Raw genomic sequence first — 26,342 nt, forward strand, 5'->3', positions numbered from 1 at the left:
GGATGACCATCGACCGCCACACCCGGAGAACCATCTCAGCATCGGCTTCTTCATCACGCTTGGACCGCAATTCGTGCCGGACCTCGTCGCCGGCTTCGCCAGCCAGCAGCCGGATGTCGACATCCGCCTTCTGGAAGCCGACCATGACGATCTCATCGAGCAGATGCGCGCCGGCAGGATCGAGGCAGCGATCACTTTCGGGGCGGTGAACGAAGCTGACCTCGATGCCGAACTGGTCTGCCCTCCGGCTCCGCATGTGCTGTTGAACGCCAGCCACGCATTGGCCGGCAGATCCAGTCTGCGGCTAAGTGATTTGGCTGAACTGCCCATGATCCTGCTGGACTATCCCTCGGTGCGCTCGGCCACGGACACCCTGTTCAAGCGCGGCGGGCTGCAGCCGCACATCCGCTTCCAGTCGCCTTCCTTCGCCATGGTGCGCGGCCTGGTCGCGCAGGGTCTTGGATATTCGATCGTCCCGCAGGCGCCGCAGGCCAGGACCGCGCCCGACGGCAAGAAGATCCTCGCCATACCGCTGGACGAGGACTTCCCGGAAGGGGCGGTCGTGGCGATCACGCCACGCGGCAACGGCCGCAGCGAATGGGTAGGGCAGTTTCTGGCCAAATGCCGGCGGTCCTTCGGGCATGCCGCCAACGGAGAGGGATGACGGCCGGACGAAACGGCCGAGCGGTAACAGACATCAACAAACAATGGACCGGTCAATCGGCCATGGGGAACAGAGAGGGAGAACGACAGAAATGAGTACCGCAGGAAGCAATCAACTTCGCAGGAATTCGCTAGGCCTGATCGCCGTGACCTTCATGGTGATCTCGGCGGCAGCTCCCCTGACCGGCGTAGCCGGCGCAATGCCGCTGGCGTTCATGCTTGGCAATGGCGCCGGTATTCCAGCGACCTTCATTTTCGTGACGCTGGTGATGCTCGCTTTTTCGGCCGGTTACGTGGCCATGTCGCGGCATGTCACCAATGCCGGCGCCTTCTACGCCTATGCCGCGCGCGGTCTCGGCGGGCGCTCCGCCGGCGCCGTGGCGGTCGTGGCCCTGGTCGCCTACAACGCCATGCAGTTCGGACTGATCGGTCTGCTGGGTGGCATCGCCTCCGGTGTCTTCAGCGAGCTCGGACTGGTCCTGCCTTGGTGGGGGTGGAGCCTGATCGCCGTCGTCCTGGTCGCCATTTTGGGCTACCGGCAGGTGGACCTGTCGGCAAAAGTTCTCGTCGTGGCCGTCGCGCTCGAATATCTGATTGTCCTGATCGTCGACTTTGCCATCCTCGGCAAGGGCGGCGACCACGGGCTGGCGCTGAACGTGTTCGATCCCGCCGCGATGTTTTCGGGTTCGCTGACCGCTGCGATCCTGTTTTGCCTGGGTTCCTTCATCGGCTTCGAGGCAACCACGATCTATGCCGAGGAAGCCCGAGACCCGGAAAAGACCATTCCGCGCGCCACTTACCTTTCGGTGCTGATGATCGGCATATTCTTCGTGTTCACCACCTGGCTGATGATCGTTGGCATAGGCGCCGACAAACTGGTCCCGACCATCCAGGGCTATGGCGATCCATCAGCGCTCTTCTTCGATCTGGCGGGGCGCTATGTCGGCGGGCCGATACCGACGATTGCCGGTATCTTGCTCGTATCGAGCCTCTTTGCCGCGTTGTCGGCCTTCCACAACTACATCGCCCGATACAGCTACGTGGCAGGACGCGAGGGCCTGTTGCCCGCCGCCTTCGGGCGCACCCATGCAGATCACCAAAGCCCCCACATCGGCTCGGTCGTGCAGACGATCGGCGCCCTGATTGTGCTGGCGATCTTTGCCGGCCTCGGGCTCGATCCGGTGCTCAACATGTTCACCTGGATCAGCCAGGTCGGCACGCTCGGCGTGCTCGGCATGATGACCGTCACCTCGCTCTCGGTGATCGTCTTCTTCCGCAACAAGCAGGCCGGCGCGCCGGCGCTGTCGACTGTGGTCCTGCCTGCCTTGTCGGGGCTGATCATGGCGGCCCTGTTCGTCTACATCTTCCTGCATTTTGGCGACCTCACCGGCACCACCGGCGGCGCGCTAGGGGTCATCCTGCCGGCATTGATCCCGGCCGCCGCCGTGGTCGGATATGGGCTGTCGCTGCGACTGGAGAGGGCAGATCCGGCCCGCTTCGCCCGCATGGGTGAAAATCAGGCCTGATATTGATGCCTATGCGGAAGCGTGCGTGGTCGCGCTTCCGCCAGCAAACGGAAGTGATATCGGCGCCAAACATTTTAAGCTTTAAACAACTGGACTCCTGTGCCACCGTCGGCTGGTCGTTTCCATTGCACATTTCACGACGGGTGGAGGTTTGCGAATGCTTGGCCGGTCTGCACATGTCGATACGTTCGCGCGTGACAATCTTCCGCCCGTCGATCAATGGCCGGACCTTCCGCTCGATGGGTTCGACTATCCGGAGCATCTCAATGCCGCGGTAGAGCTGACCGATCGGCAGGTCGAGCGCGGCTTCGGTGATCATGTAGCGCTGATCGGCAACGGTCGCCGCAGGACCTACAAGGAACTGTCCGACTGGACCAACCGCCTGGCGCACGCGCTCGTCGAGAACTACGGCCTGCGGCCGGGCAACCGCGTGCTGATCCGTTCAGCCAACAACCCGGCAATGGTGGCGTGCTGGCTGGCCGCTACCAAGGCAGGCGCGGTCGTGGTCAACACCATGCCGATGCTGCGATCAGGCGAACTGTCACAGATCGTAGACAAGGCCAAGATCACGCTTGCGCTATGCGACACGCGGCTGATGGACGAGATGGTGGCTTGCGCCAAGGACAGCCGCTTCCTCAAGCAGGTCGTCGGCTTCGATGGCACGGCCAATCACGACGCAGAGCTCGACCGCGCGGCCCTCGACAAGCCGGTCGTATTCGATGCCGTGGAGACCGGTCGCGACGACGTGGCCCTGCTTGGGTTCACGTCGGGCACCACCGGCTCGCCAAAGGCGACGATGCATTTTCATCGGGACCTGCTGATCATCGCCGACGGTTATGCGCGCGACGTCCTGCAGGTCACGCCCGAGGACATTTTCGTCGGCTCGCCGCCGATCGCCTTCACCTTCGGCCTCGGCGGACTTGCCATCTTCCCGCTCCGCTTCGGCGCCACGGCGACGCTGCTGGAGCACGCCTCTCCGGCCAACATGATCGAGATCATCGAGAGATATGGCGCGACCATCGTGTTCACGGCTCCGACGGCCTACCGGGCGATGATCGCCGCGCTCGACGAAGGGGCCAATCTTACGTCGCTTCGGATCGCGGTTTCTGCCGGTGAAACCCTTCCCGCGCCGGTGTTCGAGGCCTGGGTGCAGCGGACTGGCAAGCCGATTGTGGACGGCATCGGCGCAACCGAGATGCTGCACATCTTCATATCCAACCGGCTGGACGATCTCGCGCCGGGCAGGACCGGGCGTCCGGTTGCCGGCTACGAGGCCCGGATCGTGGATGCCGATATGAACGAGTTACCGCGTGGCGAGGTCGGCCGGCTAGCCGTCCGTGGCCCGACGGGCTGCCGCTACCTGAATGATCCCCGGCAGAAGGACTATGTGCGCGACGGTTGGAACCTGACAGGGGACTCGTTCTTCCGGGATGAGGAGGGTTATTTCCATTTCGCCGCCCGCTCGGACGACATGATAATTTCCTCAGGCTACAACATCGCTGGTCCCGAAGTTGAGGCGGCCTTGCTTTCCCACCCCCATGTCAAGGAATGCGCTGTCGTCGGCGTCCCGGACATCGGTCGTGGGCAGATCGTGGAGGCGCATGTCGTCCTGATCGACGGGATCGACCCGGGTGAGTTGGAGCAACGCCTCTTGCAGGATCATGTCAAAGCCACCATCGCGCCCTACAAATATCCGCGTTCGATCAAGTTCACCGATGCGCTTCCAAAGACGCAGACTGGCAAGATCCAGCGGTTCAAGCTGAAAGTGCATACTTGCACCTGAGCGCAGCATGCTCAGGTGCCAGCCTAGGCTGAAGGAAGTCGCTCGGTGTTTTTCTGGTGGCGGCCGAGGCCTCGACCAGTCGACGAAAACAACGAACTACCCGAGGGTTTGGCTCGCCAGGGCATAGGTCTTCGGCATAGCCGGGTCACCGGCAGCATAATCGGCGAGGCGCTTGCCCAGCGACATGGTCAGCACCGTGTCGAAGACCGGCATTCCGCTGTGCGACAGGAGGGCAGCGAAGTCGCCATTGTCCACATGCGTGTCGATCCTGAGGAAAGACCCCGAATGGTCGGCCACGTGCGGCCGGACGACCGCCACGGCGTCGGCGTCGCTTTCCGCCACGACCGGCCCCACGACATGGCCCCGCCCGAACGGGCGGCAGAGCGCGAAGGCTTTCAGCCTGTCGCCTTTGAAAAGGCCATAGCCGGCCGAGTGCGCGAAGAGCTTTTCGATGAGCGCCGCCCGCCTGACGCCAAATCCCGCCCCATCGAGCATGATCGCCGCGGGAATGTCGCCTTCACCCAAAGTCCGGACATCGCCCCTGGCTGCCAGCCTACCCGTCCCCTCCGCACGAACGACACCCTGGCATTGGTAGACTGTCTTCTCCGGCTGGAAGTCGAGCGAAAGATAGAGCCGTCTTGCCGCTCGGGTTGCATTGAGGCGTAGGTCGCGCCCGGCGACCTTCTCGAAGACCCGCTTCATCAGCCATTGCCCGGCTCCGAGCGTCTGCAGTCGCGGCGAGGTGATGACCATTCCCACGGTCGCGAAGTCGGCGCCATGCTCGAACCACATGGCCGAACCGAGAACGCGGCCAATCTCATCGAGCGCCACGAAGCCGCGTCCCGATTCGCGCAGGAACTGCCAGTCTTCGGCCCGGTGCGGCCATCCCACGGACAGGGAGTGCGCGTGCAACCGGTCGAGTTCGATGCCCTCGATGTCGCCGATGCGCATCGAGAAGGTATCGATTTTCAAGCTTCCGGACGGCTTCAAGTCCATGCCCCTGAAAGATTGCCGCACTAGAGGGTGACGCCCTCTCCCCGCCAACGCTAAACAAGCAGACCGGTAGGATTTGCTCGAAAGCCGGGCGCCAACGCTAGATTCAACTGAAACACTTCCGCTTTCGGCACGCAATCGCGAAAGAACGCGCACATCCTCTCCCGAAATCTAGCAGCATACGGTCGTCGGCACCGATCCCGGCGACCCGAAGTGTCTTAAGGGTTGGAATGGACGTCTTCGACATCCTCGACCGTCTCGTCGCCTTTCCATCGGTCGCCGGCAAACCGAACGGCGACATCGCCAGCTGGATCGCGGCCCATCTTGCGCAACACGGGGCGCAGGTCACCCTGCTTCCGGGGCCGGAAGGCGACCGTTCCAACCTGTTCGCGACGATCGGCCCCACCGATGTCCCGGGCTACATCCTGTCCGGCCACATGGACGTCGTCCCGGCCGGCGAGCCGCAATGGTGCTCGGCCCCTTTCGCGCTGCGCCGGGAGGGCGAGCATCTCTACGGGCGTGGCACCACGGACATGAAGGGGTTCCTTGCCGCCGCGCTGGCGGCTGTGCCTCACCTGACAGAACTGCGCCTGGCCAGACCGATCCACCTCGCCTTCTCCTACGACGAGGAGGTCGGATGCCGCGGCGTGCCGCATTTGATCGCCCGCCTTCCCGAACTTTGCGCGAAACCGCTCGGCGTCATCGTCGGCGAGCCGAGCGGCATGCGCGCCGTGCGCGGCCACAAGGGCAAGGCGGCGGCTCGGGTGACGGTCAACGGGCGGTCCGGCCATTCGTCGCGGCCCGATCTCGGGCTCAACGCCATCCATGCCATGGCCGCTGCGCTGGGCGCGGCCGTCAGCGAAGCCGAGCGGCTGACGTGCGGTCCGTTCGACCCCGCCTTCGAGCCGCCCTATTCCTCGCTGCAGGCGGGCGTGGTGACGGGTGGGCAGTCGGTCAACATCATTCCAGACACCTGCACGCTGGACCTGGAGGCCCGCGCCATACCCGGCGTCGACCCGGCCAGCCTGCTCGCGCCGGTCAGGGCGCGAGCCGAAGCCCTTGCGGTCGACGGCTTTCGGATCGAGTGGACGCCGATGAGCGCCTATCCGGCGCTGTCGCTGCCGCAGGACTCGAGCCTGGCGGCACTGTTGGCCGAGCTGACCGGCGAAGCGCCGCTTGCCGCCGTCAGCTACGGCACGGAGGCCGGTCTCTACCAGGCCGCCGGCTTCGATGCGATCATCTGCGGCCCGGGCGACATAGGTCGCGCCCACAAGCCCGACGAATACATCCTCGCCAGCGAGCTCGCCGCCTGCCAGCGATTGATCGAGGCGCTGGGCGCCCGCTGCGCGGCTTGAAGGGGACCCGGGATGACCTTCCTGTTCAATTCCGATGCGCGCCGCGGCGCGGTCTTCGCAGAGGCCTTCGCCGAGGAACTGCCGGACATCCCCTTCACGACGAATGCAGCAACAGTCGATCCCGACGCCGTACGCTATCTCATCACCTGGACTGCGCCGGAAGACCTCGCGCGCTACAGGAACCTGGAGATCCTGTTTTCCATCGGCGCCGGCGTAGACCAGTTCCGCCTCGATAGAGTGCCGGAACAGGTGAAGATTGTGCGTACGATCGAGGAAGGCATCGTGCGCATGATGCAGGAATATGCGACGCTTGCCGTGCTTGCGCTCCACCGCAACCTCCCTGGATATCTGGCACAGCAACGCGCCGGCGAATGGCGCGACATACCGCAGCTTCAGGCCGCCTCGCGCCGGATCGGCGTGCTCGGCCTCGGGCAGCTCGGCCAGGCCGTCCTCGACCGGTTGAAGCCGTTCGGCTTTCCGCTTGCCGGTTGGAGCCGCTCGCCGCGGCGGATCGAGGGCGTGACCTGTCACGATGGACGGCACGGGCTGCAGGAGATGCTTGCGGCCAGCGACATTCTGGTCTGCCTGCTGCCGCTGACCGAGGAGACGCGCGGTTTCCTCGATGCCGAGCTGTTCGCGAAGCTGCCCAAGGGCGCGGCGCTCGTCCACGCCGGTCGGGGGTCGCAACTCGACCACGAAGCGCTTGTCGCCGCGCTCGACAGCGGCCGCCTCTCGGCAGCGATGATCGATGTCACCGATCCCGAGCCTCTGCCCTCGGGCCATCCATTCTGGTCGCATCCGAAGATCATCCTGACACCGCATGTCGCCAGCGTCACCCAGCCGGCGACCGCTGCGCGCGCCGTCATCGACAATATCAAGCGCCACCGCGCCGGGCTCGATCCGATCGGGCTCGTCGACCGGTCGCGCGGCTATTGAAGCTCCAACCTGAAAGGTCATTCCTTGTCCCTGCTGAAGACCCTCGATACCGACCCGTCCTCCCCGCCAGGCCAGTCCAAGGCGTCGCCCGAGCGGCTGATTGCCGGCGACCCCGCCTTCAAGACCTGGGCGCAGGACGCGGCCAAGGACGACCTCGTCCATACTGGCGTCTGGGAGGCGACGCCGGGGGAGACGCGCTCGATCAAGGGAGAGACTTTCGAGTTCTGCCACATCCTGTCTGGCGTGATCGAGATCACGCCGGACGGCGGCGAGCCGGTGACCTACGGCGCCGGCGACAGCTTCGTCATGAAGCCGGGCTTCACCGGCGTCTGGAAGACGATCGAAACGGTGCGCAAGATCTACGTGACGGTCGGGTGAACGATCGGCGCGGTTGCAAGCGGCAGCGACAGATTTTGCCGTCCCGCGCGACACGCACGCAACAATCATCCGCCGCGGTTCGTCGAACGACGCATGCTGCTTGCCCGCGCGCGCTAGGCTGCTTCCAACGCTGCTAAGTGGTTGCCCATGAGCCTGAGCTTCGATCCGAACACAATTCCCCTTCCCGTCGGCCATTTTGTCGGCGGGGAAATGATCGCGGCCGAGGGCGCGATCGAGATGCGCCGCCCGTCCGACGGCAAGGAATATGCCGCCTGCCCGGTGGCCGGCGCCGACATGATCGACCGTGCGGTGGAGAGCGCCAAGACGGCGCTCAAGGCCAGCAACTGGGGCGGCGTCCGGCCGCGCGAGCGCACCAGGGCGCTGCAGGCCTGGGCCGACCTGATCGAGGCCGAAGCCGCAACGCTGGCCAGGATCGAGGCGCTGTGCTCCACCCGCCCGGTCGGCCAGCTCGTTGCCGGCGACATCGCGGTGACCGCCGAGCAGATCCGCTTCTTTGCCGAATTCGCCGACAAGGAAGGCAGCGAGCTCGTGCCGACCGACGACGCCAGTCTCGGCATGATCATGAGCGAGCCCTATGGCGTGGTCGGCGCGATCACGCCCTGGAATTTTCCCATCTCGATGGCCGGATGGAAGCTTGGCCCGGCGCTGGCCGCGGGCAATGCGGTGGTGCTGAAGCCGTCGGAAATGACACCCTTTTCGGCTGTCTGCATGGCGCAACTCGCCGTCAGGGCGGGTCTGCCGGCAGGGCTCATAAACGTGGTGCTGGGAGACGGTCCGACGACCGGAACGGCGCTGACCGGCCATCCCGAGATCGCCAAGGTCAGCTTCACCGGCTCGACTCGCGCCGGCTCGGCGATCATGGAGAACGTCGCTCGCACCGGCGTCAAGCCGATGACGCTGGAGCTTGGCGGCAAGAGCCCGCAGCTCGTCTTTGCCGATGCCGATCTGGACAAGGCGGCGACGGCGATCGCCGGCAGCGTCACCTTCAACGCCGGCCAGGCCTGCGTCGCCGGCACCCGGCTGATCGTCGAGAAGAGCGTCGCCGACAGGCTGACGACCGCGATCCTGGAGAAGATGAAGGCCGTGCGGCCTGGCCCGACCTGGGACGAGGCGACGCATTATTCGCCGATCATCTCGGAACGGCAGCGGGCGCGTGTCGACAGCATTGTGCGGGCTGCGGTGGCGGCAGGCGGCGAATGCCTGACCGGCGGCGCCGCCATGGATAGCCGCGGCTATTTCTACGCACCGACACTGATCGCCAATGTAGATCAGTCCAATCCCGCGATCGTCGAGGAGATCTTCGGCCCGGTGCTCACCGTCCAGACCTTCGAGACCGAGGACGAGGCGCTGGCGCTGTCCAGCCATCCTACCTACGGGCTGGCTTCCGGCCTGTTCACTTCCGATCTATCGCGTACGATCCGTTTGGCGCGCAAGCTCGAAGCGGGCACGGTCTGGGTCAACCGCTACAGCCGCTCGCGCGACCACATCCTGCCGACCGGCGGCTACAAGCGCTCCGGCATCGGCAAGGACCTTGGCCGCGACGCCTATCTGGCCAACCGCAGGACCAAGAGCGTCCTGGTCAGCGTATGAAGGGATGCCGATGAAATCCTACTCGATCGCCCTGATCCCCGGTGACGGCATCGGCCGCGATGTCACCGCCGCCGCCTGGACGGTGCTGGAAACCGTCGCCAAGCAGGACGGCTTTGCCCTGACGGGCACCGAGTTCCCCTGGTCCTGCCGCTTCTACAAGGAGACCGGCCGCATGATGCCCGAGGATGGCATCGAGACCTTGCGCGGCTTCGACGCCATCCTTCTCGGCGCGGTCGGCTGGCCGGCGGAGGTGCCGGATTCGGTCTCGCTGCACGGCCTGCTGCTGCCGATCCGCAAGGCATTCGTGCAATATGCCAACATCCGGCCACACCGCCTGCTGCCTGGGGTCACGGGACCGCTGCGAGCGGAAGGTTTCGACATCCTGTGCATCCGTGAGAACACCGAGGGCGAATATTCCGGCGCCGGCGGGCGTGTGCACCAGGGCACTTTGGACGAGGTCGCGGTGGAGACATCGATCTTCACCCGCGCCGGCGTCGAGCGCATCCTGCGCTTCGGCTTCGAGCAGGCGCGATCACGGCGGGGCAAACTTGCTTCCGTCACCAAGTCCAACGCCCAGAAATACTCGATGGTGTTCTGGGACGAGGTCACCCGCAAGCTTGCGGGGGATTATCCGGACGTCGAGGTGACCAGCTATCATGTCGATGCGCTCGCGGCGCGCATGATCATGGCGCCGGAGAGCCTCGACGTGCTCGTCGCTTCCAACCTGTTCGGCGACATCCTGACCGACATCGGCGCGGCGATCCAGGGCGGGCTCGGCTATGCCGCCTCCGCCAACATCAATCCCGACCGTTCGGCGCCGTCCATGTTCGAGCCGGTGCACGGCTCGGCGCCCGACATCGCCCATCTCGGCATCGCCAACCCGATCGCCACCATCTGGTCCGGCGCCATGATGCTCGATCATCTCGGCGAAAAGGCTGCCGCCGGCCGCGTCATGAAGGCGCTCGAGGCGACAACCGCGCGAGGCATTGGAACCACCCCCGGCAAGGATCGCACACAAGCCATCACCGCTGCCGTCGTCGCGGCGCTCACCTGATTGCAAGGTCGTTTTCGATGAGAAACCTGAAAGACAAAAGCCTCTTCCGCGAAGCCGGTTTTATCGGCGGCGAATGGGTCATCGCCGACTCCGGCAAGACGGTCGATGTCATCGATCCGGCGACCCAGGCCGCGATCGGCACCGTGCCCGACATGGCCGCTCCGCAGACCCGCGCGGCCATAGACGCCGCGGCTGCTGCCTATGGGGATTGGAGGAAGAAAACCAACGCCGAGCGCGCTGCCCTCCTGGAGGCCTGGCATGGGCTGATGCTGGCGCATCTGGACGATCTTGCGCTGATCCTGACGACGGAACAGGGCAAGCCGCTGGACGAGGCCAAAGGCGAGATCCGCTACGGCGCGTCCTTCGTCAAATGGTTCGCCGAGGAGGCACGCCGCATCAACGGCCACACCATCCCCTCGCCGACGCAAGACCGGCGCATCATCGTGCTGAAGGAGCCGGTCGGCGTGTGCGGCATCATCACGCCGTGGAATTTTCCCAATGCGATGATCACCCGCAAGGTCGCGCCGGCGCTGGCCGCCGGCTGCACGGTGGTCATCAAGCCATCGGAGTTCACGCCCTATTCGGCGCTGGCGCTAGGCGTGCTCGCCGAACGTGCGGGCATCCCCGCCGGCGTCATCAACATCGTCACCGGCGTGCCGGCCGATATCGGCAACGAGATCATGGCGAATGAGACCGTGCGCAAGATCTCCTTTACCGGCTCGACGCGGGTCGGCTCGCTGCTGATGCGCGGCGCGGCCGACAGCGTGAAGCGGCTCAGCCTAGAACTTGGCGGCAACGCGCCCTTCATCGTCTTCGACGACGCCGACCTCGATCTCGCCGTCGAGGGCGCGCTGGTCTCAAAATTCCGCAATGGCGGCCAGACCTGCGTTTGCGCCAACCGCATCATCGTCCAGGCCGGTGTCTACGAGACCTTCGCCGCGAAGCTCTCCGCCCGTGTCAACGCCATGAAGGTCGGGCCGGGCACCGAACCCGGCATCGCCATCGGGCCGATGATCAACATGGCGGCGGTCGATAAGATCAACCGTCACGTCGAGGACGCGCTAGCCAAGGGTGCGGCGATCATCACCGAAAAGCCGGCGCTACCGGTCGGTCACCAGTATGTCGCGCCACTGGTGCTGACCGGCGCCACGAAAGACATGCAGCTTGCCGGCGAGGAAACCTTCGGCCCGGTCGCGCCGCTTTTCCGCTTCGAGACGGAGGAAGAGGCGATCTCGCTGGCCAACGGCACGCCTTACGGGCTTGCTTCCTACTTCTACACCGAGAATTTGAAACGCGCCTGGCGTGTCGGCGAGGCGCTGGAGTTCGGCATGGTGGGGCTCAACACCGGCTCGGTCTCGATGGAAGTGGCTCCCTTCGGCGGCGTCAAGCAGTCCGGTCTTGGGCGCGAAGGTGCCCAGGCCGGCATCGAGGAATATCTCGAGATGAAGAGTTTTCATATGGGAATAGGGGAGTAAGGCAGTAGGGAATGAGCGCCTGTACCCTACTCCCCTACTCCCCTACTCCCCTACTCCCCTACTGCCTCACTGAATCCGGTCAAGCGCCTTGTAGTAGAGGCCGACCATCGGCAGGAACCAGGGCTTGCCGGAATAGCCGGGGATGGAAGGCCACTCGAGCCCTTTCAGCGGATTGCGGTCCTCGCGGCCGAGCATGGCATCGGCCAATATCATGCCGAGATGAGTGGAAAGTTGCGCGCCGTGGCCGGAATAGCCCATCGCGTACCAGACGCCGCCATTGTATCCGGCGCGCGGAAAACGGTCCTTGGTCATATCGACCAGCCCGCCCCAGCAATAGTCGATCTCGACCTTGGCAAGTTGCGGGAAGATCGCGGCGAGGCCTGCTCGCAATATCTCTCCGCTTTTGGCGTCGGAGCGCTGATCCGACGTTGCAGAGAAGCGCGCGCGGCCGCCGAAGATCAGGCGCTTGTCCGGCGAAAGCCGGAAGTAGTTGCCGATGTTCATCGAGGTCACGCATGTCCGGTTGCCCGGCATGGTCGTGGCGATCTCGGCATCGCTTAACGGCCGCGTAGCAATGATGAAGCTGCCGACGGAGATGATCCTGCGACGGAAATAACCGAAATTCGGCGTGGTGTAGGCACCGGTCGCCACCAACACATTGTCGGCGCTGATCCGGCCGCGCGAAGTGGTCAGCTCATGCCTGCTGCCGGTCTGCTTGCGGTCCGTCACCCTGGTGTTCTCGTGGATCACGGCGCCGTGGCGGGCGGCGGCCGTGGCCAGGCCTGCCACATAGCGGCCCATATGCATCATGGCGCTCTTCTTCGACAGCATCGCGCCGTGGAAGGGCGAACCGATCTCGGACTTGAGCTCCCCCGCCGACAGCAGCGCCGTGTCCGGATCCACCTCGGCATGGACGGCCTCGAAGTTGCGGGCGATCGCATCGAAATGCTGCGGCTTGGAGGCGAGCTTCAGCTTGCCCGCGCGCCGGAAGTTGCAGTCGATGCTTTCCTCGGCGACCAGCGCCTCGATGGTATCGACGGAGTCGTCGAGCGCTCGGTACAGCGCGATTGCGCGTTCCTTGCCGATTTCCGCCTTGGCCGAGAGGAAGCTATGGGCGAGGCCATTGTTCAGGTGCCCGCCATTGCGCCCGGATGCGCCCCAGCCCACCCGCTCCGCCTCCAGCACCGCCACCTTCGCGCCGGCCTTCGCCAGTTGGCGCGCGGCGGCGAGACCGGTGAAGCCGCCGCCGACGATGGCGGCATCGTAATGACCCTCGACCGGGCCTTGCGCCGCGCCGGAAAAGTCGGGGGCGGTGTCGTGCCAGTAAGAGACGAACTTCATCGGCAATCCGCCCTGTTTCAGAGACCGACCACGCCTGGAAGACCCGAAATGTCTGATATCTCGACATAGCCGTAGTACGGGTTGGCCGGTTCGTGGCCGCGGTTGACCCAGACCTTGTTCTTGATGCCGAGATCATGCGCCGACATCAGGTCGTAGCGGAATGACGACGAGCAGTGAAGGATGTCCTCCGGACCGCAGCCCAGCCTGTCGAACATATATTCGAAGGCCTTGAAGCGCGGCTTGTAGGCCTGAGCCTGCTCGGCCGTGTAGACGGCATGGAACGGCGCGCCGAGCTTCTCGACGTTGGACATGATCTGCGCGTTCATGGCGTTGGACAGAATGACCAGCGGAATTTCCTTGGCGACTTTCGCCAGGCCGGCCGGAACGTCGGCATGCGGCCCCCAGGTCGGGACGCGCTCATAGACCATCTTCGCGTCGTCGGGGCTGAAGGCAACGCCGTTGCGCTTGCAGGAACGCTCGAGCGCGTTGTGGACGACATCGGCATAGGGCTTCCAGTCGCCCAGGATCTCGTCCAGCCGATACGCCGCGAAATTCTTGATGAACTCCTGCATGCGCGGCTCGTCGAGCCGGCTGCCGTAGAGGTCGCGTGCGGCTTCCGCCATCTGGAAATTGGTCAACGTGCCGTAGCAGTCGAAGGTGATGTATTTGGGCCTGAAGGAAGCCATGTCCGTCGATCTCCGGTGGAAGCACATCCGCGTTCGGATGAATTCATCATAGGACGGCAGAAGGCGGCCGACCTGACCGAAATCGGCGTCCCGAAAGCAGAAAGTTCCGTATCCGCCATCCGGTTTGGCACGCTGTAGCATCTGGTGTGGCGATTACGTCGTCGCGCGAGACGTGAAGCGCGTCCGCCGCGGCGGGCGCGCCAGCACAAGATGCGGCGCATGCCTCGCGCTACGGCGAAAGATACTGTCCAGGCCAAAACCTTCAGACGATCTGCGGCGCGCCGATGGCCGAGACTTGATCAGCAGACGAAAGGATGCCTCATGCAGCAGGGCGAGATCGAACTCCAGGCCTTCGGGCCGGACCATATCGAGGGTGCGGTAGCGCTTTCTCGCCAGGAGAATTGGCCGCATCGCGCGCAGGACTGGCAGATGGCGCTGCAGCTTTCGAGCGGCGCGGTCGCGCTCGACGACCAAGGGCGCGTTGCTGGAACCATCCTGGTAACGCCCTATGGCAATGACTGCGCCATGATCAACATGGTGATCGTCGACAGGAACGTGCGGGGCCAGGGGCTCGGGCGCCGGCTCATGGACCAGGCCATCGCGCTCGCAGGCGAGCGTCCGCTACGGCTGGTCGCGACGGCGGATGGCGAGCCGCTCTATGAAAAGCTTGGCTTCGTGCCCTCCGGTACGATCCTGCAGCATCAGGGGAAGGTGACGGAGCTTGACGCGCCCGACGGCGTTGAAGCCGCAAGCATTGGCGATCTGCCGGAAATCAAAGCGCTCGATCGCGACGCTTATGGCGCCGACCGGGAAGCCCTGATCGATGCGCTGGCCGAGCGCGGCCACTTCGCAATCATCCGCCGCAACGGCGCCATCGAGGCCTATGCCGCGATCCGTCCCTTCGGGCGCGGCGAGGTGATCGGCCCGGTCATCGCGGGAAGCGCCGAGGCCGCGAAAGACCTGATCAGCTTTTTCGCCGCGCCGCGCGGCGGCGCCTTCCTGCGCGTGGATACCGACAGCCGGACCGGTATCGATGGCTGGCTCACCGAAATCGGCCTCGTCCATGTCGGCGGCGGCGTGGCCATGGACCGTCCGCCCAAGCCGGGGTCGGAACCGGCCAGGCCAAAAGTTTACGCCCTCGCCAACCAGGCGCTCGGCTAGGAGGACAACAATGCTCGCCAATTCCCTGATCGAACTCGACCGCGCCCATCTCGTCCATCCGGTCTCCTCATACCGCGGCCATGAGGCGCTCGGCGTGCGTGTCCTGAAATCGGCCAAGGGCGCCACCGTGACCGAAGCATCCGGCCGGCAGTTGATCGACGGCTTCGCCGGCTTGTGGTGCGTCAATGCCGGCTACGGCCACGACAGCATCGTCGAGGCGGCGGCCCGGCAGATGCGCGAGCTGCCCTATGCCACCGCCTATTTCGACCTCGGCTCGGAGCCGGCCATTCGCCTCGCCTCGGAACTGGCCGAGCGCGCTCCGGGCGACCTCAATCACGTCTTCTTCACCCTCGGCGGCTCGGACGCGGTCGACAGCACCATCCGCTTCGTCCGTTACTACTGGAATGCCAGGGGCGAGCCGAAACGCGACCAGTTCATTTCCATCGAACAGGGTTATCACGGCTCATCGGTGGTCGGCGCTGGCCTGACCGCGCTGCCCGCCTTTCACGCCGGTTTCGGCATTCCCTTTGAATGGCAGCACAAGATCCCCTCGCCCTACCCTTATCGCAATCCGGTGGGCGAGGACGGCAACGCGATCATCGCCGCATCGCTCGCCGCGCTGAAGGCCAAGATCGAGGAGATCGGACCGGAGCGGGTCGCCGCCTTCTATGCCGAGCCGATCCAGGGCTCGGGCGGCGTCATCGTCCCGCCGAAGGGCTGGATCAAGGCGATACGCGAGCTCTGCCGGGAATACGGCATCCTGTTCATCGCTGACGAGGTGATCACCGGCTTCGGGCGCACGGGACCCCTGTTCGCTTGCACGGACGAGGACATCGTTCCCGATTTCATGACGACCGCGAAGGGGCTGACCTCCGGCTATGTCCCGATGGGCGCCGTGTTCATGGCCGATCATGTCTACGACATCATCGCCGACGGCGCGGGCGCCGCTGCTGTCGGCCACGGCTACACCTATTCGGCCCATCCCGTCAGCGCCGCCGTCGCGCTCGAGGTGCTGAAGCTCTATGAAGACGGCGGCCTTCTCGACAACGGCATCAAGGCCGGTGCCCGCCTGATGACAGGATTGGCAAGCCTGCGCGACCACCCGCTCGTCGGTGATGTGCGCGGTCGCGGCATGCTGGCCGCGATCGAGCTGGTGGTCGACAAGACGAAGAAAACACCGCTTCCGGCGTCGGCCATGCCGGCGCGGCGCGTCTTCGACCGGGCGTGGGACAACGGTCTCATCATCCGCGCCTTTGCCAACGGTGTCCTCGGCTATGCGCCGCCGCTCTGCTGCACCGACGGCGACGTCGACGCTATCATCGAGCGCACGCGCCTCACGCTCGACCAGACGCTGGACGATCCCGACGTCCGTCAGGCCCTGGCATGACGGGCGACGAATTTTTCGTATCTCGAAATATCGCCGGGGCAGACGATTTCGCAATTTTGTGCCGCCCCCTCACGCCTTTTCGGCGAATCCAGCGCGGGGGAAGTGCCAGACTGCTTATAAGACAAGGCCAGAAAGCGCGGATTTATGGGCTTTCGAAAAAGGCCAACGCTTTGGACAGCACGGAATTTTGTTCTGTTCAGCACCATGCAATCCGGTATCGCGCAGAGGAGAGCTAGTTTCTTGGCCAGGGCTTTCAGCGAATTCAAGTACATGACCTTCGATGTCGTCGGCACGCTGATCGACTTCGAAGGCGGCATCACGAATTGCCTGGCCGGGATTGCCACCGAGGCTGGCGTCTCCATCGATGGCGAAGCCGCGCTGGCCCTCTACCGGCAGGCCCGCTACATGCCCGATGCCGGCCTGTTTCCCGACGATCTGGTGCGTGTGTACATGGTCATCGCGCCGCAGCTCGGCCTGCCGGCAGACGAGAAATTCGGCGTCCGCCTGCGCGATTCCGCCAGCGTCTGGAAAGGTTTCCCCGACAGCGCGGCGGCATTGGCGGACCTTGCGAAATCCCACAAGCTGATTGCCATGACCAATGCCCGACGCTGGGCCCTCGACCATTTCGAGAAGCAGCTCGGCTCGCCCTTCTTCGCCACCTTCACCGCCGACGATACCGGAACGGAGAAACCGGATCCGGCGTTCTTCCAGAAGGTCTTCGATTTCGTCGCCTCAAGGGGCGACAGCAAGGACGACATCCTGCACGTTGCGCAAAGCCAGCATCACGACATCGGCATATCCCGGGCACTTGGCCTGACCAATTGCTGGATCGAACGCCGGCATGCCCAGAAGGGCTATGGCGGCACGATCGAGCCCGAGCGCTTCACCGTGCCGGACTACCACTTCACCTCGATGGCCTCCCTTGCGGCGGCCGTTCGGGAAAGCGTGAAGGAACGAACCTGAACCCAAGCCCGGACAGCCGCAGCAAGACGAGCATGCCGACCAAACAAACAGAAAGGGGAATGACATGACCGACAAGATCACGAACTGGACCAGCGCAGACGACGCCATGGTCGAGAACGCCATCCGGCGGGGCGCGAGCCGCCGCGAACTCCTCAAGATGCTGTTGGCCGGTGGCGCCGCGGTCGCCGCGGGCAGCCTGGTGCTTGGCCGCGCCAGCCAGGCCGTCGCCGCCGAGCCGGTTTCCGGCGGAAGCTTCAAGGCGGCCGGCTGGTCGTCCTCGACCGCCGACACGCTCGATCCGGCAAAGGCGTCGCTCTCCACCGACTATGTCCGCTGCTGCTCGCTCTACAACCGCCTGACTTTCCTCGACAAGGATGGCGTCACGCAGATGGAGCTGGCCGAAAGCTTCGACAGCAAGGACGCCAAGACCTGGACCGTGAAGCTGCGCAAGGGCGTCACCTTCCACGACGGCAAGGACCTCACGGCCGACGACGTCGTCTACTCGCTGAAGCGCCATCTCGACAAAGCGGTCGGCTCCAAGGTGGCCAAGATCGCCGCGCAGATGACCGGCTTCAAGGCGGTCGACAAGTCGACCGTCGAAATCACGCTCGCCGACCCGAATGCCGACCTCCCGACCATCGTGGCGCTGCACCATTTCATGATCGTGGCGGACGGCACCACCGACTTCTCCAAGGGCAACGGCACCGGCGCTTTCGTGCTGCAGACGTTCGAACCCGGCGTGCGTTCGGTCGTCACCAAGAACAAGAACTACTGGAAGTCGGGCAAGCCCTATCTCGACTCCTTCGAATTCATCGCCATCACCGACGACAGCGCTCGCGTCAACGCCCTGCTTTCCGGCGACATCAATTTTGCCGCATCGATCAATCCGCGCTCAATGAAGCTCCTGGAGAGCCAGCAGGGCTTCGAACTGTCGAAAACGACCGCGGGCAACTACACGGACCTCAACATCCGGCTCGACATGGATCCGGGCAGCAAGGCCGACTTCGTGGCCGGCATGAAGTACCTCGTCAACCGCGAGCAGATCGTCAAATCGGCATTGCGCGGCCTTGGTGAGGTCGGCAACGACCAACCTGTCTCGCCGGCGAACATCTTCCACAACGCCGACATCAAGCCGAAGGCATTCGACCCGGACAAGGCGAAGTTCCACTTCCAGAAGTCAGGCCTGCTCGGCCAGTCCATCCCGGTGATCGCGTCCGACGCCGCGACTTCGTCGATCGACATGGCGGTGATCATCCAGGCCGCCGGCGCGGATATCGGCATGAAGCTGGACGTCCAGCGCGTCCCATCCGACGGCTACTGGGACAATTACTGGCTCAAGGCGCCGATCCATTTCGGCAACATCAATCCGCGCCCGACGCCGGACATCCTGTTCTCGCTCCTCTACGCTTCCAGCGCCCCCTGGAACGAAAGCCAGTATAAGTCCGAGAAGTTCGACAAGCTGCTTGTCGAGGCGCGCGGCTCGCTCGACCAGGCCAAGCGCAAGGAAATCTACAACCAGATGCAGGTCATGGTCTCCGAGGAGGCCGGCACCATCATCCCGGCCTACATCTCCAACGTCGATGCCCTCTCCAGCAAGGTGAAGGGTTTGGAGGCGAACCCGCTTGGTGGCATGATGGGCTACGCAATGGCGGAATATCTCTGGCTCGAAGCCTGAGGGGCGACTGCCGGGGGCCGGTCAGCCGGTCCCCCGGCACTGCATTGCGCAAGATGGTTGGCCGAACGCACCGCAGGGAGCACTTTCAATGACGTCTGGGGTTCTCAACCTCGTGCTGAAGCGGCTAGGGATCGCGGCCATCACGCTATTGATCGTGCTGTTCGCCGTGTTCTTCGCCACCAGCATGCTGCCTGGCGACACCGCGTCGATCCTGCTCGGCCAGGCGGCGACTCCCGAGGCGGTCGCCGGCCTGCGCGAGGCCATGCATCTCAACGACCCGGCGATCCTGCGCTTCCTGCACTGGCTTGTCGGCCTGCTCCACGGCGACCTCGGTACCTCCTATGCCAACGAGATGCCGGTTGCGGCTCTGATCGGCGGGCGCCTGGTCAACACCATGAAGCTCGCCGGCATCACCGCGCTGCTCTCGGTGCCGCTGGCGCTGACGCTCGGCATCACCGCCGCGATGTTGCGCGGCTCCATCTACGACCGCACCGTCACTGTGCTTTCGATCGGCGTCATCTCCGTGCCGGAGTTCATGGTCGCGACGTTGGCGGTCTTGCTCTTTGCCGTTTATCTCAGATGGCTGCCGGCGCTGTCGTCGGTCAACGAGGCGCATTCGCTGACCGATCTCGTGCGCATCTATGCAATGCCTGTGATCACGCTCACCTTCGTCATCTCCGCCCAGATGATCCGCATGACGCGTGCCGCGGTGATCGAAACGCTCTCCACGCCTTATGTCGAGATGGCTCTCCTCAAAGGCGCCTCGCGCAGCCGCATGGTGCTGCGGCACGCGCTTCCCAACGCGCTCGGGCCGATCGTCAACGCGATCGCGCTTTCCTTGTCCTATCTGGTCGGCGGCGTGATCATCGTCGAGACGATCTTCAACTATCCGGGCATCGCCAAGCTGATGGTCGATGCCGTCGCGACCCGCGACCTGCCGCTGATCCAGAGCTGCGCGATGATCTTCTGCCTCGGCTATCTTCTCCTCATCACGGCCGCCGACATCGTCGCCATCATGTCCAACCCGAGGCTGAGATGACGATAGCGCGCACGACAACCTCCCGACGATCCTTCCTGGGCCACAGCTACAACCTCGTCGGCGTCGTGGCCTCGCTGGTCATCCTGGCGTGGACACTGATCGCGATCTTCGCGCCTTACATCATTCCCCATCCCATCGGCGACATCGTCGACGACGACTATTTCGGCCCGATGCGACAGGGGCTGTGGCTCGGCTCGGACTATCTCGGGCGCGACATGCTCTCGCGGGTTCTGATGGGCGCGCGCTACACAGTCGGCATATCGCTTGCGGCCGTCTCCATCGCCTGCTTTTCCGGCGTCGTGCTGGGTATGATAGCGGCCGTCACCGGCGGCTGGCTCGACACCTGCCTCAGCCGCTTCCTGGACGCCATGAACTCCATCCCCAGCAAGCTGTTCGGTCTTGTCGTCGTCGCTGCCGTCGGCTCGTCGATTCCGGTGCTGATCCTGACGCTCGCCGTCATCTATATCCCCGGCTCCTATCGCTTCGCGCGCGCGCTCGCCGTTAACATCAACACCATGGACTTCATGACCGTCGCGCGTGTCCGCGGCGAGAGCACCCTCTATCTCATCGGCTCCGAGATCCTGCCCAACATCATCCGCCCGGTGCTCGCCGACTTCGGCTTGCGCTTCGTCTTCATCGTTCTGCTGCTCTCTGGCCTGTCCTTCCTTGGGCTCGGCCTGCAGCCGCCGCTCGCCGACTGGGGCGCGCTGGTGCGCGAGAACATCGGCGGCCTGCCCTTCGCGGCCCCCGCCGTCATCGTGCCTTCGCTGGCGATCGCCAGCCTCACCATCAGCGTCAACCTGCTGATCGACAACCTGCCGCAGAAGATCAGGGACCGGGACGCATGAGCAATCTCGTCGAGGTCAGGAACCTGAGGATCGAGGCGACGACCGACGCCGGACGGCTTGTCGAGATCATCAAGGGCGTCAGCCTCGACATAGCCGACGGCGAGATCGTCGCCCTGATCGGCGAAAGCGGCTCCGGCAAGACTACGGTGGCGCTCTCGCTGATGGGCTATGCGCGGCCCGGCTGCCGGATCACCGGCGGCGAGATCAACGTGAACGGCAAGAACATGGCCGCCCTTTCCGAAAAGGAACGCGCCAGGCTGCGCGGCACCGACATTGCCTATGTTCCGCAAAGTGCCGCCGCCTCCTTCAACCCCTCCTCCACCATCATGGAGCAGGTCATCGAGGTCACGCGGATCCACAAGCTGATGCCGCCCGAACGGGCGCGAAAGCGGGCAGTCGAGCTGTTCAGGGCCTTGTCGCTGCCGGACCCCGAAGGGATCGGCGCCCGTTATCCGCACCAGGTTTCGGGCGGTCAGTTGCAGCGGCTGTCGGCGGCCATGGCGCTCATCGGCGATCCCAAGCTGGTGATCTTCGACGAGCCGACGACGGCACTCGACGTGACGACGCAGATCGACGTGCTGAAGGCATTCAAGTCGGTCATGCGGGCGGGCGGGATCGCAGGTGTCTATGTTTCGCACGACCTCGCGGTCGTCGCCCAGATCGCCGACCGCATCGTGGTGCTGAAGGGCGGCGAGGTGCAGGAGACAGGCACCACAGCGGCAATCCTTTCAGCTGCCCGGCACCCCTATACGCGCGAACTGCTGGCCGCCTTCGAACCGAAGCCGCGGCAAGGGCAAGCCGACGCGGATGCCGGGACGAAGCAGCTGCTGCGCATAGACAACGTGACGGCCGGCTATGGCGCGATGCGGGCTGACGGACTGCCACTCATCCGCGCGGTCGATTCCGTCAGCCTGGTCGTCGAGAAGGGGCGCAATCTCGGCGTCATCGGCGAATCCGGCTGCGGAAAATCGACGCTGGCGCGCGTCATCGCCGGCATCCATCCGGCCGCGGCCGGCGACATCGTCTTCGATGGCAAGGACCTGCAGCGCGCCGCCAGGAAACGCAGCCAGGACCAGCTGCGCGAGATGCAGATCGTGTTCCAGTACGCCGATACTGCGCTCAATCCGGCCAAGCCGGTGGAGGACATCATCGCCCGTCCGCTCGCCTTCTATCACCGGCTCGACAGGCAGGCGCGCTCGAAGCGCGTCGACGAACTGCTCGACATGGTGCGCCTGCCGAGGGCGCTGCGCTACCGGCATCCATCGGAGCTCTCGGGCGGCCAGAAGCAGCGCGTGAATTTCGCGCGCGCGCTGGCGGCCGACCCCAAGCTCATCATCTGCGACGAAATCACCTCGGCGCTCGACACGGTGGTGGCGTCCGCCGTGATCGAACTGCTCAAGGAGCTGCAGCGCGAGCTGGGGCTCTCCTACATCTTCATCAGCCACGACCTGTCGGTCGTCGAGGCCATCTGCGACGAGATCATGGTCATGTACAACGGGCAGCGGGTGGAGCAGATCACGCCAGACAAGGTGAAGGCGCCCGCCCACCCCTACTCCAAGCTACTGTTCTCTTCGGTGCCGAAGCTCGATCCGACCTGGCTCGACGGCCTGGTGCGCGACCCCGAGCTCGTCAGCCAGTACGGCCACCGCTAGAGGCAATTCCAGGAACGGTTTTCCGTCTTTGCCTTGAGACGGATGGTTAGGACGACGATGCGCGGAGCCTCACATCGGGAACAGGCTGGGCAGCGGCATGTGCGCCTTGACGATGGGGGACTTCAGCACGACGAAGGAGAAATACTTGTCGATGCCGATATCCATGTCGGTTAGCCGTTCCATGATCGTCTGGTATTCGCCGATGCCGGCGGTGACGAATTTCATCAGGTAATCGTAGCCGCCCGAGACGAGGTGGCATTCGATCACCTGGTCGATCTTCTCGACGACAGCGAGGAATCGGGCGAAGTCGACCTGGCGGTGGTTCTTCAAGGTGATCTCGGTGAACACGGTCAGCGTCTGGCCGAGCTTGCCGATGTTGATCTGCGCGGAATAGCCCTCGATGTAGCCTTCCGACTGCAGTTTCTTGACCCGCATCAGGCAAGGGCTCGGCGACAGATGCACGAGGTCGGCCAGTTCCACATTGGTGATGCGGCCGTTCTTCTGCAATTCGTGAAGAATCTTGATGTCGATCCGATCCAGTTTCATGGCCGTCTCCAAAGATCGCATGCCACAGCACAAAATGCTGCCGTACCAACAGCCTTGACACTACCACAGCCCGCGGGCCAGTCCATCCGAGCGGGCACCGCTTTGAAACGCAGCGAGTTCCGATTTCGACCGAGCAGCCGAAATAAAATTCTGCTTCGGCTTCAACTGCGGCAGCGGCTGCCTGCGCAACGCGTTAGATTGGCGCTTCAAGGCAGAGAGACCATGCGCGCGCCACTGCAGCAAATCGAGACATCTGGCAAACTGCCGCAATCCGCGGACGTGGTGGTGATCGGCGGCGGCATCGTCGGTGTCTTCGCGGCCTACTATCTGGCCAGGCGCGGCATGCAGGTCGCGCTTGTCGAAAAGGGACGCATCGGCGCCGAGCAATCCTCCAGGAATTGGGGATGGTGCCGCCAGCAGAACCGCGACGCCCGCGAACTGCCGATGGCGACCCACAGCCTCGATCTGTGGGACAGCTTCGCGGCGGCGACCGGCGAAGACACCGGCTTTCGCCGCTGCGGCCTGCTTTATCTCAGCAATAACGAGGCGGAACTGGCCGGCTGGGCGCGCTGGCGCGATTTCGCCAGGACGGCCGGCGTGACCACCCATATGCTCGACGGCGCCGAGGCCAGCGAGCGTGGCGGCGCCACGGGCCGGACCTGGAAGGGCGGCGTCTTCTCGCCGAGCGATGGCACCGCCGACCCGTCGCGGGCCGCGCCCGCGGTCGCCCGCGCCATCCTCAAGCTCGGCGGCACCGTTCACCAGAATTGCGCCGCGCGCGGCATCGAGACCGAGGGCGGACGCCTGAGCGGCGTGGTCACCGAAAGCGGAACGATCCGCACGAAAGTGGCGGTCATGGCCGGCGGCGCCTGGGCGTCGTCCTTTTGCCGGCAGTTCGGTTTCCGCTTTCCGCAGGCGTCGATCCGTTCCTCCATCCTGTCCGTCTCGCCCGGCGCCGAAGGCCTGCCGGATGCGCTGCACACGGCGAGGATCTCGGCCACGCGTCGCGGCGACGGCGGCTACACGCTTGCCATCAGCGGGCGCGGCCGCGTCGACGTGACGCCGCAGCAGTTGCGCTTCTCGTCGCAGTTCCTGCCCATGTTTCTGAAGCGGTGGCGCAGCCTCGCGCCCGGCGGACTGCAAGGCGTGCGCTCGGGGCACGAAACGCTGCAGCGCTGGCGGCTCGACCAGCCGACGCCGATGGAGCGCATGCGCATCCTCGATCCGGCTCCCGACCGGGCCACCATCCGTCTGACCCATGCCCGCGCGCTTGAACTTCTGCCCGACCTCAGAAAGACGAAGATCAGCGCTGCCTGGGCCGGCTACATCGACAGCACGCCGGACGGCGTCCCCGCCATCGGCGAGATCGATAGCGTTGCGGGCTTCTTCCTCGCCGCCGGATTTTCGGGACACGGTTTTGGCATCGGGCCCGGCGCCGGTCATCTCGTCGCCGATCTGGTGACCGGGTTGGAACCGATCGTCGATCCGACATCCTACGATCCGCGCCGCTTCGAAGCCTCCGCCTGGGGCAAGGTTGCCGATTTCTAGGATCTGACCCTCATCAATGCGCGGCATCCGCAATTGCGTCAGCCGTTCCGCAGAAAAGCGCCGATAGGCGCCGGTCGGACGGGCGGCTGTCCGCGAAACCGGCCGACGGCGCCGGGCGTGCAGCCGGCCTGTGCCGCGACGAGTTCGACGGCGGCCAACTGGCAGTAGCGCCCCTGGCAGCGCCCCATGCCGACGCGCGACAGCGACTTCACCCTGTTAGCCTCGCAGCCGCCGAAAGCCACGCCCTGGCGTATGTCTCCTGCAGTCACGTTCTCGCAGCGGCAGACGATCGCGTCGTCAGGGAGCACCCGCGCCATCGCCTCCGGCCAGGGAAAGGCGCGGGCCAGACCGCGGGCAAAGCGCTCGAGCCGCGCGAGCTCGCGCAGATCGGCGCTGGCCGACGGCGCCGGTTGTCCGAGATCGGCAAGGCACGCCGCCGCCGCAAGGCGCCCGGCAATCTCCGCGCCGTCCGCTCCCAGAAGCCGAACCCCATCGCCCGCAAGGTAGACGCCATTCCCGGCACGGCCCATCGCATCGGCCTTCGGCAGCCATTGCCGCCACTGCGCGTCATAGGCGAAGGCGCACCCGACGAGGTCGGCCAAGTGGGTCTCAGCACGCAAGTGCCAGCCCATGCCGATCATGTCGCATCGCGTGACGTGTTCGCGGCCGCCAGCGTCGCGCCAGCGCATCGCGGTGACACCTTGTTCGTCGGCCTCGATTTGTTCGAGCATCACCCCCGCATGGTAACGGCCGCCGAGCCTCGCCCGCAGCGCCAAACCGCGCAGCGCGACCAGCGGCCGGGCGGCGAGCCCAAGGAATCCCCGCATCTGCTGGCGCCAGGACGATGTATCCAGCACCGCCGCCACATCCGCCCCAGCCTTGACGAGTTGGGCGCCGACCAGCGTCAGCAGAGGCCCTGACCCGATCAGGACGATCCGCCGCCCTAGAGCCACGCCCTGCGCCTTGAGCGAGATCTGCGCCGCGCCGAGGCTGTAGGCGCCGGCGCTCTGCCAACCGGGGACCGGAGCGACGCGATCGGATGCGCCGGTGGCAAGGATCAGGCGATCATAGCTGACTAGCTGCATGCCGCCCTCCCCCAGCACATGCAGCCGACCGTCCTGCGCGGCGATGACCGAACTCGCCGCGCAATGGGTGAGGCGCTCATCCTTGACCAACCGGTCGAACAGGTCATGCAGCGCCCGTGCCTTCGCCGCCTCCGAGCCGTAGAGCTGCTCCGGCGTGCGGGTAAATCCGTCCGGCGGGCGGCGATATGTCTGACCGCCGGAGCGATTGCCTTCGTCGATCACCACCGGGTGCAGCCCGGCCTCGACCAGCGCCGCCGCGGCCCTAATGCCGGCCGGACCGGCGCCGACGATCACGATTTTCGGCGATGAAGCGTCGCTCACGGCCAGCTCTCCGGCGGCGTCGTGCGCAGCCGCATGCCCTCAGCGATGGGGCTTGTGCACGCGCGCAGGCGCGGCCCCTCTTCCTGCCAGACCCAGCAATCCTGGCAGGCTCCCATCAGGCAGAAGCCCGCGCGGGGCTCGGGCCCGAACTCGGACTTTCGCAAGGCTTGTCCTGACGCCAGCATGGCGGTCAGCACGGTGTCGCCGGCCAGCGCGCTGCGCGTCTCGCCATCGAGGAAGAAATTCACCTCTGTCCGGTCGCGCTCGGCCAGCCGGACGATGCGGCCGGCGCCGATCATTCAGCGGCCTCTCGCAC

Annotated in this window: 23 protein-coding genes; 17 read left to right on the plus strand and 6 right to left on the minus strand. The window is 65.0% G+C overall.

Annotated features, from left to right (window positions below):
- The 3 genes from EN738_RS09125 to EN738_RS09135 form a co-directional block, all read left to right on the plus strand.
- The coding region (locus EN738_RS09125; RefSeq protein WP_245494445.1) for a LysR substrate-binding domain-containing protein at nucleotides 1-664 on the plus strand (664 nt) is incomplete at its 5' end.
- A gap of 91 nt (nucleotides 665-755) precedes the next feature.
- Nucleotides 756-2,189 carry an APC family permease gene (locus tag EN738_RS09130; protein WP_127283384.1) on the plus strand — a complete coding sequence of 478 codons (1,434 nt, stop codon included), beginning with the start codon at nucleotides 756-758 and terminating at the stop codon, nucleotides 2,187-2,189.
- A 157-nt stretch (nucleotides 2,190-2,346) separates the two neighbouring features.
- Nucleotides 2,347-3,972, plus strand: a complete 1,626-nt coding sequence (locus tag EN738_RS09135; protein WP_127283385.1) for an AMP-binding protein — start codon at nucleotides 2,347-2,349, stop codon at nucleotides 3,970-3,972.
- 96 nt (nucleotides 3,973-4,068) lie between these two features.
- Here EN738_RS09135 and EN738_RS09140 read toward each other — a convergent pair whose 3' ends face one another.
- Nucleotides 4,069-4,968 carry a GNAT family N-acetyltransferase gene (locus EN738_RS09140; protein WP_127283386.1) on the minus strand — a complete coding sequence of 300 codons (900 nt, stop codon included), beginning with the start codon at nucleotides 4,966-4,968 and terminating at the stop codon, nucleotides 4,069-4,071.
- A gap of 227 nt (nucleotides 4,969-5,195) precedes the next feature.
- Here EN738_RS09140 and argE point away from each other — a divergent pair, with 227 nt between their 5' ends.
- From argE to EN738_RS09170, 6 genes are all read left to right on the plus strand, one after another.
- On the plus strand, nucleotides 5,196-6,320 hold the full coding sequence (gene argE, locus EN738_RS09145; protein ID WP_127283387.1) for an acetylornithine deacetylase: 1,125 nt from the start codon (nucleotides 5,196-5,198) through the stop codon (nucleotides 6,318-6,320).
- A gap of 12 nt (nucleotides 6,321-6,332) precedes the next feature.
- Nucleotides 6,333-7,256, plus strand: a complete 924-nt coding sequence (locus tag EN738_RS09150) for a glyoxylate/hydroxypyruvate reductase A (protein WP_127283388.1) — start codon at nucleotides 6,333-6,335, stop codon at nucleotides 7,254-7,256.
- A gap of 24 nt (nucleotides 7,257-7,280) precedes the next feature.
- Nucleotides 7,281-7,634: a cupin domain-containing protein gene (locus EN738_RS09155; RefSeq protein ID WP_127283389.1), complete on the plus strand. Its 354-nt coding sequence runs from the start codon at nucleotides 7,281-7,283 to the stop codon at nucleotides 7,632-7,634.
- A gap of 147 nt (nucleotides 7,635-7,781) precedes the next feature.
- Nucleotides 7,782-9,245: an aldehyde dehydrogenase family protein gene (locus EN738_RS09160; protein ID WP_127283390.1), complete on the plus strand. Its 1,464-nt coding sequence runs from the start codon at nucleotides 7,782-7,784 to the stop codon at nucleotides 9,243-9,245.
- A 10-nt stretch (nucleotides 9,246-9,255) separates the two neighbouring features.
- Nucleotides 9,256-10,299, plus strand: coding sequence for a tartrate dehydrogenase (locus tag EN738_RS09165; protein ID WP_127283391.1), 1,044 nt, complete (start codon nucleotides 9,256-9,258; stop codon nucleotides 10,297-10,299).
- Nucleotides 10,300-10,316: 17 nt separating this feature from the next.
- A complete protein-coding gene (locus tag EN738_RS09170) occupies nucleotides 10,317-11,774 on the plus strand; it encodes an NAD-dependent succinate-semialdehyde dehydrogenase (RefSeq protein ID WP_127283392.1) in 1,458 nt (485 codons plus the stop codon).
- Between the two features lie 66 nt (nucleotides 11,775-11,840).
- Here EN738_RS09170 and EN738_RS09175 read toward each other — a convergent pair whose 3' ends face one another.
- Nucleotides 11,841-13,115, minus strand: coding sequence for an FAD-binding oxidoreductase (locus EN738_RS09175; RefSeq protein ID WP_127283393.1), 1,275 nt, complete (start codon nucleotides 13,113-13,115; stop codon nucleotides 11,841-11,843).
- A 17-nt stretch (nucleotides 13,116-13,132) separates the two neighbouring features.
- Nucleotides 13,133-13,801, minus strand: a complete 669-nt coding sequence (locus EN738_RS09180) for a haloacid dehalogenase type II (protein ID WP_127283394.1) — start codon at nucleotides 13,799-13,801, stop codon at nucleotides 13,133-13,135.
- Nucleotides 13,802-14,122: 321 nt separating this feature from the next.
- On the opposite strand from EN738_RS09180, the gene EN738_RS09185 reads away from it, so the two are divergent.
- The 7 genes from EN738_RS09185 to EN738_RS09215 all read left to right on the plus strand — a co-directional run bounded on the left by EN738_RS09185 (nucleotide 14,123) and on the right by EN738_RS09215 (nucleotide 22,526).
- Nucleotides 14,123-14,962, plus strand: coding sequence for a GNAT family N-acetyltransferase (locus tag EN738_RS09185; protein ID WP_127283395.1), 840 nt, complete (start codon nucleotides 14,123-14,125; stop codon nucleotides 14,960-14,962).
- Nucleotides 14,963-14,972: 10 nt separating this feature from the next.
- Nucleotides 14,973-16,349, plus strand: a complete 1,377-nt coding sequence (locus EN738_RS09190) for an aspartate aminotransferase family protein (RefSeq protein ID WP_127283396.1) — start codon at nucleotides 14,973-14,975, stop codon at nucleotides 16,347-16,349.
- Nucleotides 16,350-16,589: 240 nt separating this feature from the next.
- Complete coding sequence (locus EN738_RS09195) at nucleotides 16,590-17,312, plus strand: HAD-IA family hydrolase (RefSeq protein WP_127283397.1); 723 nt, start codon at nucleotides 16,590-16,592, stop codon at nucleotides 17,310-17,312.
- 64 nt (nucleotides 17,313-17,376) lie between these two features.
- Complete coding sequence (locus tag EN738_RS09200) at nucleotides 17,377-18,987, plus strand: ABC transporter substrate-binding protein (protein ID WP_127283398.1); 1,611 nt, start codon at nucleotides 17,377-17,379, stop codon at nucleotides 18,985-18,987.
- An 88-nt stretch (nucleotides 18,988-19,075) separates the two neighbouring features.
- The gene (locus tag EN738_RS09205; protein WP_127283399.1) at nucleotides 19,076-20,026 is read left to right on the plus strand and encodes an ABC transporter permease; all 951 of its coding nucleotides are present in this window, start codon (nucleotides 19,076-19,078) and stop codon (nucleotides 20,024-20,026) included.
- Nucleotides 20,023-20,874 carry an ABC transporter permease gene (locus tag EN738_RS09210; RefSeq protein WP_127283400.1) on the plus strand — a complete coding sequence of 284 codons (852 nt, stop codon included), beginning with the start codon at nucleotides 20,023-20,025 and terminating at the stop codon, nucleotides 20,872-20,874. Before EN738_RS09205 ends, EN738_RS09210 begins: the two co-directional genes overlap by 4 nt.
- Nucleotides 20,871-22,526 carry an ABC transporter ATP-binding protein gene (locus EN738_RS09215; RefSeq protein ID WP_127283401.1) on the plus strand — a complete coding sequence of 552 codons (1,656 nt, stop codon included), beginning with the start codon at nucleotides 20,871-20,873 and terminating at the stop codon, nucleotides 22,524-22,526. The genes EN738_RS09210 and EN738_RS09215 overlap by 4 nt, the downstream gene beginning before the upstream one ends.
- Nucleotides 22,527-22,595: 69 nt before the next feature.
- Here the strand turns inward: EN738_RS09215 and EN738_RS09220 are convergent, their stop codons facing one another.
- Nucleotides 22,596-23,072, minus strand: coding sequence for an Lrp/AsnC family transcriptional regulator (locus EN738_RS09220; RefSeq protein ID WP_127283402.1), 477 nt, complete (start codon nucleotides 23,070-23,072; stop codon nucleotides 22,596-22,598).
- A gap of 222 nt (nucleotides 23,073-23,294) precedes the next feature.
- Here EN738_RS09220 and EN738_RS09225 point away from each other — a divergent pair, with 222 nt between their 5' ends.
- Nucleotides 23,295-24,620: an FAD-binding oxidoreductase gene (locus EN738_RS09225; protein WP_127283403.1), complete on the plus strand. Its 1,326-nt coding sequence runs from the start codon at nucleotides 23,295-23,297 to the stop codon at nucleotides 24,618-24,620.
- 38 nt (nucleotides 24,621-24,658) lie between these two features.
- Here EN738_RS09225 and EN738_RS09230 read toward each other — a convergent pair whose 3' ends face one another.
- Entirely contained in the window at nucleotides 24,659-26,026 is a 1,368-nt protein-coding gene (locus EN738_RS09230; RefSeq protein ID WP_127283404.1) for an FAD/NAD(P)-binding oxidoreductase, read from the minus strand.
- On the minus strand, nucleotides 26,023-26,325 hold the full coding sequence (locus EN738_RS09235) for a (2Fe-2S)-binding protein (RefSeq protein ID WP_127283405.1): 303 nt from the start codon (nucleotides 26,323-26,325) through the stop codon (nucleotides 26,023-26,025). The genes EN738_RS09230 and EN738_RS09235 overlap by 4 nt, the downstream gene beginning before the upstream one ends.
- Nucleotides 26,326-26,342 lie beyond the last annotated feature (17 nt).

The sequence above is a fragment of the Mesorhizobium sp. M4B.F.Ca.ET.017.02.2.1 genome (assembly GCF_003998955.1).
Classification (GTDB): Bacteria; Pseudomonadota; Alphaproteobacteria; order Rhizobiales; family Rhizobiaceae; genus Mesorhizobium; species Mesorhizobium abyssinicae.